At 48.8% G+C, this 6904-nt stretch carries 8 protein-coding genes; 5 read left to right on the plus strand and 3 right to left on the minus strand.

The features are described 5' to 3' along the window. Window positions 1-155 precede the first annotated feature (155 nt). From IM322_RS06245 to cpcB, 3 genes are all read right to left on the minus strand, one after another. Complete coding sequence (locus IM322_RS06245; RefSeq protein ID WP_287676392.1) at window positions 156-971, minus strand: phycobilisome linker polypeptide; 816 nt, start codon at window positions 969-971, stop codon at window positions 156-158. A 119-nt stretch (window positions 972-1090) separates the two neighbouring features. Next, window positions 1091-1579, minus strand: coding sequence for a C-phycocyanin subunit alpha (cpcA, locus tag IM322_RS06250; RefSeq protein ID WP_287676390.1), 489 nt, complete (start codon window positions 1577-1579; stop codon window positions 1091-1093). Between the two features lie 66 nt (window positions 1580-1645). Then, window positions 1646-2164 (minus strand): C-phycocyanin subunit beta, encoded by a 519-nt coding sequence (gene cpcB, locus IM322_RS06255; RefSeq protein ID WP_002771747.1) that lies wholly within the window; start codon window positions 2162-2164, stop codon window positions 1646-1648. Between the two features lie 612 nt (window positions 2165-2776). Here cpcB and IM322_RS06260 point away from each other — a divergent pair. From IM322_RS06260 to IM322_RS23220, 5 genes are all read left to right on the plus strand, one after another. Further along, a complete protein-coding gene (locus IM322_RS06260) occupies window positions 2777-4000 on the plus strand; it encodes a M20 family metallopeptidase (protein ID WP_287676393.1) in 1224 nt (407 codons plus the stop codon). Between the two features lie 79 nt (window positions 4001-4079). After that, window positions 4080-4967, plus strand: a complete 888-nt coding sequence (argB, locus tag IM322_RS06265) for an acetylglutamate kinase (RefSeq protein ID WP_061430248.1) — start codon at window positions 4080-4082, stop codon at window positions 4965-4967. Between the two features lie 168 nt (window positions 4968-5135). Next, window positions 5136-5357 (plus strand): DUF4327 family protein, encoded by a 222-nt coding sequence (locus IM322_RS06270; RefSeq protein ID WP_286824362.1) that lies wholly within the window; start codon window positions 5136-5138, stop codon window positions 5355-5357. Window positions 5358-5400: 43 nt separating this feature from the next. Continuing rightward, complete coding sequence (locus tag IM322_RS06275; protein WP_287676389.1) at window positions 5401-6621, plus strand: efflux RND transporter periplasmic adaptor subunit; 1221 nt, start codon at window positions 5401-5403, stop codon at window positions 6619-6621. Window positions 6622-6859: 238 nt separating this feature from the next. Beyond that, on the plus strand, window positions 6860-6904 hold a 45-nt coding region (locus tag IM322_RS23220; RefSeq protein WP_353737100.1), incomplete at its 3' end, for a helix-turn-helix domain-containing protein.

The raw sequence follows: 6904 nt of genomic DNA on the forward strand, positions 1-6904 counted from the left end.
GAAAGGTCGCGAAAGTCTGTGGACTTTGTGTAAGACAGTACATGGTTTTTTAACCGTGGTATGCAACGGTGGTTGAAGCAGAAACTTAAATCGTGAGGTTTAGGAATCGCCGCACTTTTAGGGCGGCGAGGATGTCAATTTCTGACCGCTCAAAGCTAGGCGAGGATCAGTTCGATTACCTGGCCGCCTTGACGGTTGATTTCTTGCAATTTGTTCGATAGTTGCTCGTAGGCAACGAGATACTCGCTCACACTGCGACGCACACGGGTTTGTCGTCCCACTTTTGCGCCACTCACCACGCGCAAGCGATAGAATTTGCCCCGATCGCCCCCGGCTAATCCGGTTAAGGATTGACCAGTTCCGTTAATATAAACGGGGGAAGCACTGTTATAGGCTAGTTCCCTGGTCAGTTTTCCCTCTTTTAACGGCGCGCGATCGCTGGTCGCATAACCGCGATAGACTTGGAACAGCCGACTAAAACCGACGGTTTTCTGACCCGTCTGGGTAGCGAAACCACGATAGTAGGGGACAATGTTCTGGCCGAAATGTTGGTTGTATTCGGGGGAATCGAAATAGGAATTAATTTCTGCTTCGTAACCCTGTTGATTGTAGAGATCGGTGTGGAAAGCGATCTCAGCTTGATCGTAGGGAGCGCGACCGAGCAGGTGTTTATAATTCAACTCGATAAAGCGATTTTGGGGATTGCTGTGGAAAAATTTCTGCCGATATAGTTCTGATTGAGCGATCGCCCGAACAAAATCCCTGACGCTAATCGAACGATTGCGTAAGAGGGATTCTAGGCTGATTAGGCGCTCGCTGGACATCAGATGCTCGTTGCCCAAGATCTGTCGATAGGCCCCGCGGATCACCACTTCTACCTGTTCATCACTGTCGGTGGAGCGTAATTCCAAGCGGGGGGAACCGTTGTAGGGTTCAAATCCCAGTCTTTGGGCTGCTATCAAGCTAGTCATCGTCGATCCTCCTGAAACTAACTGTATATGGATATAACAAGGTCTGGAAGAACAGGTGATTGCTAACCCTTTTGCTAACAACCTCCTGTCTTTCCAGACCAGCAGTTTTTTTGATCGGACTAGCTGAGAGCGTTGATAGCGTAGTCGATATAGGAGTTGGCTTCTACCGCAGGGTCGCCACTTAAACCATGGTTGGCTTTGATGTATTTGAGGGCTTCGATGTACCAGCTAGGAGACAGGTCGAAGGTGCGGTTGATTTCGTCGATACCAGCGATGAGGTACTCGTCCATCGGACCGGTTCCACCAGCAACTAAGCAGTAGGTCACCATGCGGAGGTAGTAACCGATGTCACGAGCGCATTTGTCTTTACCACGTTGGTCCGCCGCAAAGTTATTCCCCTGCATTTGGGTGGTGTAGGGGTACTTGTTGTACACTGCTTGAGCGGCACCGGAGATTAAAGAATTAGCTCTTTCGGTTAAAGCTTTAGCGGCGGTGAGGCTGGCAGAAGCTTGACGAAAACGACCGAAAGCAACTTGGATTTCGGTGCTGCTTAAGAAACGACCTTGAGAATCAGCGGCTGCTACGGCTTCGGTAAGGGGGGTTTTCATTGTTTGGTATCTCCCAATAATCTTGCAATAAGTTTCCTACGGTTCAATTGAGACTAGCCCCAGGGACTAGGCGACAGCAGCGGCGGCGCGGTCGAAGTAGCTGGCAATTTCAGACATTAAAGCACTGCAATCGCCAGGGGTGACACCGTTGCGATCGTTAGCGATGGACAACGCAGCTTCTTTCATTTTGCTTACGCCAGCGGCTACGGAAGCTCCAGGTACTCCTAAAGCTACATAGGTTTCGCGAAGACCATTTAAGCAACGATCATCGAGAACACTGCCGTCGCCAGAGAAGGTAGCGTAGGTGACATAGCGCAAGATGATTTCCATGTCGCGTAAGCAAGCGGCCATACGACGGCTGGTGTAGGCATTACCACCGGGGGTGATCAGTTGGGGCTGTTCAGCGAACAGGCTACGAGCGGCGTTAGCAACGATGGTGGAAGCGTTACTGGTGATCCGGTTAACAGAGTCCATCCGTTTGTTGCTGTCGGCAACCATGGCGCTCAGAGCGTCTAGTTGGGAAGAGCTTAAATATTCGCCGCGAGCATCAGCTTGGGATACTACCCGGGTGAATGCGTCAAACATTGTGACAATCTCCTAAATTTAAATGGGATTTGCTTGCAATTAAATGGTTTTCCCTCTTAAGGGATTTCACGGTGAGCCTGGACGAGCCTTGACCGTGATTGTTGCGACCTACTTTAAGAAACCTGAAAAAACTTCATGGCTCTCTCATAAATCACTTAAGGAGGTTAAACAAGTATCCAGCTTAACTTTTGTCTGTTATCTTGGCCCCTCAAATTAAATTTATACACTGCTGTCGAAACTTTGTTTGTTACATCTTATTAAGTTTTTTGCTGTCTTTTTGTAACAGTCACTTAACAATAACTCGATCGAGTTGGTCAGGAATTGATGACCATGGCTCAAAGCCTCTCACCGTCGGGAAATCAGAGACAGCAAGGCTTTAAGGGTATAAAGGGCAGCAAGATAAAAATTTTAAGTTTTTTTTAATATTTTCCCCCTTTCCCTTCCCCTATTACCCAAGGATTGCCCTTTCCAGCCCTCCAATTACGATGAAGTTTTGTAAAGAAGGGAGAGGGGAGAGGGGAGAGGGGAGTGGGGTGTAGGGTGTGGGGTGTGGGGTGTCTCCTGACGTTAAACTAGAAATCGGTGCTCAAAAAATCTAGCCGTCCGAACCCGATGATTTCCTCCTTTCCCGTTCCTAATAGCTTAAATTGCCCTCAAATTCGCCTTGCTATTCGTTCCCTGCAGCCGCAATTGGTTCACTGGCGCCGACAAATACACCAAAAACCAGAACTAGGCTTTCAAGAACACCTCACCGCCTCCTTAATCAGTCAAACCCTGACTAAATACGGAATTGAGCATCAAACTGGCATCGCCGGCACCGGAATTGTCGCCACCATCGAAGGCAGTCAACCGGGGCCGGTTTTAGCCCTGCGGGCCGATATGGATGCACTACCGATCGCCGAAGAAAACCAAGTCCCCTATTGTTCCCAACATCCGGGCCAAATGCACGCCTGTGGTCACGATGGCCACACAGCGATCGCCCTCGGCACGGCAGTTTACATAGCACAAAACCGTCACCATGTCAAGGGAAAAGTAAAAATTATTTTCCAACCCGCCGAAGAGGGGCCGGGGGGGGCGAAACCGATGATCGAAGCGGGAGTGCTGAAAAATCCCGACGTGGACGGAATTATCGGGCTGCATCTCTGGAATAATCTGCCTTTAGGGACAGTGGGCGTGAAAAATGGTCCCTTAATGGCGGCGGTGGAATGTTTCGATCTCCAGATTCAAGGCCGGGGCGGCCACGGGGCAATTCCTCATCAAACCGTCGATTCACTACTGGTGGCGGTCCAAATCGTCAACGCCTTGCAAACCATCGTCGCCCGCAACCTCAACCCCCTCGATGCTGCCGTGGTGACTGTGGGTAAATTAGCAGCGGGAACCGCTAGAAACGTGATCGCCGATAGTGCTAATCTCAGTGGGACTGTGCGCTATTTCAATCCCCAGTTAGGGGGCTATTTCCGACAACGGATGGAAGAAATTATCGCGGGCATCTGTCAAAGTCAGGGGGCTAGTTATCAATTCGATTACTGGCAATTGTATCCCCCGGTAATCAATCATGATCAGATGGCGGAATTAGTGCGCTCAATCGCCGCACAAGTGGTGGAAACCCCGGACGGAATCGTTCCCGAATGTCAAACCATGGGAGGGGAAGATATGTCATTCTTTTTACAGGAAGTACCGGGCTGTTATTTCTTCTTGGGGTCTGCCAATCCCGAATTAGGATTAGCCTATCCCCACCATCATCCCCGCTTTGATTTTGATGAATCGGTGTTAGCGATGGGAGTCGAGATTTTTGTCCGTTGCGTCGAAAAATTCTGCAACTCTAGGACTTTCTAGAAATCCGTTCAAGGTGAACAGTTTTTGTCAAACCTGAAACCGCTAAACTGATCACTGAATCAGACGAGTAAAAAAACGCATGAATAATAATATCCAGGAAAACGATGCCCAAAGGGTGAAAATCCTCAGCGAGGCCCTACCCTATATACAAGAATTTCGCGGTCGTACCGTAGTGGTTAAATACGGTGGTGCGGCCATGAATAACAGCGATATCAAAGACACGGTCATGCGAGATATCGTTTTTCTCTCCTGTGTGGGGGTTCGTCCCGTTATTGTCCACGGCGGCGGTCCAGAAATCAATAGTTGGCTGGATAAATTAGGCATTGAACCCCAATTTAAAGACGGTTTACGCGTCACCGATGCCGACACCATGGATGTGGTAGAAATGGTGCTGGTGGGACGCGTCAATAAAGAAATTGTTGCCCTGATCAATCAAGCCGGCGGTAAAGCGGTAGGATTATGCGGTAAGGATGGCAATCTGATCACTGCTCGTCCCGTGGGTAAAGAGGGCATTGGTTTTGTTGGAGAAGTCAGCAGTGTCGATACTAGCGTCGTCGAATCCTTGGTCAATAGTGGCTATATTCCCGTGATTTCCAGTGTGGCCGCCGATGAAACCGGCCAAGCTCATAATATCAATGCCGATACGGTAGCCGGAGAAATAGCGGCGGCTTTAGGGGCAGCTAAACTGATTTTGATGACCGATACAGCCGGAATTTTAGAGAATTACAAGGATCCTTCCACTTTATTGGCTAAATTAGATATCCAACAGGCCCGGGAGTTGATTCAAAAAGGCATCGTTGCCGGCGGGATGATTCCCAAAGTTGGCTGCTGCGTGCGATCGCTGGCCCAGGGAGTTCAGGCTGCTCATATTATCGATGGTCGTCTTCCCCACGCCCTTTTACTGGAAATTTTCACCGATCAAGGCATCGGTTCCATGATTGTGGCCTCCGGTTATACTAATCTATAGTAGTAATTACCGTACTTTTGGTTAAAAAGACTTGCCTAAAACCAGAGATCTGGTGTACAAGTAAGTTAATAAACGCGCTTCTCGCTCCTTTGTAATGGCAAAAGTTTTAGTCTTGAGTTAGTTTAGCCGGGAAGCGCAAAATCCGAAGTTTTCATAGCAATTGAATTTATGACCAAACAAGCTGTAGCTCACCCGATGGTGAAGTTTCAACGCAAGGTTAGCAAGTGGATAGATGCAAAAGTAGTCAAACCTAGCGATAGTATCTGGAAACTCGCTCTTTTATACGGAGATGATTGGGCATACTGGAAGCAAGAGTTGCTCGATTTCGGTTTCTCCATGCAAGACCCTCTCAGCGAAGTGGTAGCGGTAGAAGCTTGGGACGAAGAATAAGCGACCATCGACTCAAAAGCAGCTTTCTACCAAGATTATCGCCATGGGATCGACTCCGATTATCCTTTCCGCTCTGGTTATCTTATCCTTAAGCGCGAGTTGTTCTCCCCAGACCGAAACCCAACCACTGCCACCGGCAGCCCGTACTACTACCGTCAACGTCACCACGGCTAAACCGGCAACCATCGGACGCAATCTCGATTACACGGGAACTACCCGACCTTTAAAAGTCGTTTCTCTGCGATCGCAAGCCACCGGTCAGTTACTTAATCTCGTCGTCGATGTGGGAGATGAGGTGCAATTAGGACAAATCCTCGCTCATGTTGATGATCGTCTCCTTGCCACCGTTGTCCGGCAAGAAAAAGCCGCCCTGTCGGCCCTAGAAGCAGAATTAGCCCGGGCGAGAATTGAAGTCAGTAACGCTGAAATTGAAGTGGAGCGCCTACAACTACAATACCAACAGGCCAAAAATGATGGCGAGCGCCTGCAAAAATTAGCCCTAGAAGGAGCGATTCCCCTGCAACAGGGCGAAACAGCCCAAACTACGGCGGCAGTGGCTTTAAAAGCCGTTAATAGCGCGCGATCAAGAATTAAAGTGGAGGAGCAGGTAGTGGCGGCAATTATCGGCAGAATTGCCGCCCAAAAATCGGTCATCGCTCAGGAACAACAACGTCAGGCCTACGCTATTCTTAAATCACCGGCGACGGGGATAGTTATCGAAAAACTGAAAGAGCCGGGGGATTTAGTCAGTATCGGCGATGAAGTCCTCAAAATTGGCGATTTTCAGCAGGTCAAGGTGGTAGTATTATTATCGGAATTGGATTTAAAAACGATTAATTTAGGACAAAAGGTTAATGTCAGCCTTGATGCTTTCGGTGATAGAAATTTTTCCGGTCGCATCACCAGGATTTTTCCCCTCAGCCAAGGCACGGCCCGGCGGATTCCTGTGGAGATTGCTCTACCCAATGGGGATGGTTTAATCAAAGGGGGATTATTGGCCCGGGTGCGGTTTAATAATAATTCTGCCCCTCAGGTGATTGTTCCCGAAACAGCAATTGTCAGTCAAGGGGAATCCGCGGCAATTTTCGTCCTTTCCGAGTCTAACTCGCAAGTGGAAAAACGTCCCGTTCGTCTCGGTCAAGTGCTTGACGGTCAAGTAGAAATTATCACTGGACTCGAACCGGGGGAGCGTTTCGTCGTTAATAGTAGTAAACCTTTGCAAAATGGTGAAAAAGTCCGCGTCAGTATCCTAAGTAATCCTTGAGCAAACCAGGGGCGAACCCATCGGCAGGCAGCTTTTATCCTATCACCCCAGGGATCAACGTTTTGATGCTGTTAGGGTTGAGATAGGTCGGTTAGTGACTCACCGTTCGCTCATTTCTCGAACCGAAAATTTGATAAATTGTCTCATCGAAAATTTTGGGTCTGAAACCCCGTCGTTCTACGACGGCTTTACCGTTAAATACTAGCGCATTTACCAAATATATGCTAAAATGTGAGACATGGAAAAAGCCTACTCGTTTCGATTTTACCCCACACCAGAACAA

Source organism: Microcystis sp. M109S1 (assembly GCF_020247025.1).
In the GTDB taxonomy this organism is placed as follows: domain Bacteria; phylum Cyanobacteriota; class Cyanobacteriia; order Cyanobacteriales; family Microcystaceae; genus Microcystis.

Bases quoted from the DNA above. Each gene is read 5' to 3' on its own strand.
- cpcB (WP_002771747.1), bottom strand. From the start codon at position 2,164: ATGTTTGACGCATTCACCCGGGTAGTATCCCAAGCTGATGCTCGCGGC.
- IM322_RS06245 (WP_287676392.1), bottom strand. From the start codon at position 971: ATGACTAGCTTGATAGCAGCCCAAAGACTGGGATTTGAACCCTACAAC.
- IM322_RS06270 (WP_286824362.1), top strand. From the start codon at position 5,136: ATGACCAAACAAGCTGTAGCTCACCCGATGGTGAAGTTTCAACGCAAG.
- cpcA (WP_287676390.1), bottom strand. From the start codon at position 1,579: ATGAAAACCCCCCTTACCGAAGCCGTAGCAGCCGCTGATTCTCAAGGT.
- argB (WP_061430248.1), top strand. From the start codon at position 4,080: ATGAATAATAATATCCAGGAAAACGATGCCCAAAGGGTGAAAATCCTC.
- IM322_RS06275 (WP_287676389.1), top strand. From the start codon at position 5,401: ATGGGATCGACTCCGATTATCCTTTCCGCTCTGGTTATCTTATCCTTA.
- IM322_RS06260 (WP_287676393.1), top strand. From the start codon at position 2,777: ATGATTTCCTCCTTTCCCGTTCCTAATAGCTTAAATTGCCCTCAAATT.